We start from the raw sequence: 1647 nt of genomic DNA, 5'->3' as shown, positions 1-1647 counted from the left end.
CCACATGCCCTGTTCTTGGACGATGTCGGCGACTTTGAGTTGAGCGACTTCGTTGATGCGAGCCCCTGTGTAAAGGCCGATCATCGGACACCACCATCGATGCGGGAACTTCATGGCCCACGGCAGGAAGCTGTCAGGATTGAAGATCTTGTGCAGATCGTCGTCGCCAAGCAGACGTTCAGACCTATCTGTTTCTTCTATCAGGTCTTTCTTGATGGATGGGAATGCGCTTAAGGGGGAGTGCGGAATGGCCTGAGCTTTCACTAGGCCATTGAAGAAGGTGGCCAGGAAGCGACGATGTAGCTCTAGCGTCGCCCGGGCTGGTACAGGTGCGCCCATCTGCCGCCCGAGCTCGATTAGCTCATCGGCACTAAGCTGCTGAAGTCGCGGTGTAGTCGCCAGGCTTGGTGGGGCGCATTGCATCAACTGCCAGAACTTGTGGATGTGCTTGGTGTCGATCCTTGATACCGGGATGTCTCCAGTCACGATCATGAGCAGTGCTAAAGACCGGGCATTTGCGTCTATTGTTCGACTGCGCAAGCCCCTGTGTTCCATGTATTGGAGGTAGTCATCGATCTCTGACGACAGCAGGCGCGCTGGCGCCCCGATTGGCATCTCAGAGTAGTATCGAGTGCCGTCCTTTCGCAGCCGGTTGCGCCTGGATCGATCCGAGGCCGAGTTGAGCATTTCCTGCAGTTGGATCGCAGATTCTCGTCCTTGGACGCGGATGTCTTTGAATTCGTGGCGCCCTATGCGGATGCACCCAACTTCCAGCAGACCAAAGGGTTGCCGAACGTAGTCTTCAATTCTCTTTTCTAGCTCTTCTTTCATGTTGCTTCCTATCAGTAAGATGAAACCTTGATAGGGCAGGGAGAGCTTTCGTCAATTTGTAAAATAGACCATTTTTTCTGCTCAGGTGATGCCTAGTCATGGGTGGCAATCCTGCCAGTAGGGGAGTGCTCAGTTACCCAATAGATGAGAGTAAGTTGTTGAAAGGAAATAAATATTTGGCGGTGGAGCTGCTGGCGCGGGATAGCTTTCTATAGTGTTTAATTTCACTAAAAGTGATGCCTAAGTGTACTTTTCTTACAGTATTGGCATTTAGGCATTGGGATGTCGGTCACATAAATATATTCGCCCATCCGTGGTTTTGGTTTTGGCCCGTGACGTTATTAGGCAACTGACTGCTTAGCTCACATTGCGGGCGTGTGCAGTTCCTTCTACTGCGTCTGTGGAGTTGTTTGTGGCGTGTAGAAGTCGTAACTTGTCATTGCTGGCCGGGATGGTTGCGCGGGTGTTTCAAAGCGCTTCCTGGTTCCCGCCACTCCGTCTATTCCAAACTCAGGTTTTTTAAGAATGACCAAGCCGTCACTCGATTCCATTGCTTCCGCTAAAGCCAAGCTTGCTGAAGAGCTGCGCAAGTTGGAGGAGCAGGAAGTCCAGCTTCTCCAAGAGCAGGCCGCTGATGCCTTCGCCGAGGTCGCGAACCTCGTTTCGCAATACGGTAAGAGCTTCTCTGCGAAGCAGCGCGCCGAGATCGTCAGCATGCTGGCGGCTGATGTGCCCAAGAGGGGAGCTGCGGCGAAGAAGGAAGTTGCGCCCAAGTATTGGCTTCCCCACACCGGCGAGACTTGGACCGGTCGGGGC

General features: G+C 53.2%; 2 protein-coding genes. One reads left to right on the top strand and one right to left on the bottom strand.

Translation table 11 applies throughout. From position 1 onward, the window contains the following. On the bottom strand, positions 1-831 hold an 831-nt coding region (locus tag ACFQ6N_RS40675), incomplete at its 3' end, for a hypothetical protein (RefSeq protein WP_380659176.1). Between the two features lie 525 nt (positions 832-1356). Here ACFQ6N_RS40675 and ACFQ6N_RS40670 point away from each other — a divergent pair. Further along, positions 1357-1647: hypothetical protein (locus tag ACFQ6N_RS40670; protein ID WP_380659175.1), on the top strand; the 291-nt coding region annotated here is incomplete at its 3' end.

It is taken from the genome of Kitasatospora sp. NPDC056446, assembly GCF_042796115.1.
Lineage (GTDB): Bacteria > Actinomycetota > Actinomycetes > Streptomycetales > Streptomycetaceae > Kitasatospora.
This window is presented reverse-complemented; position numbering and strand designations above follow the sequence as displayed.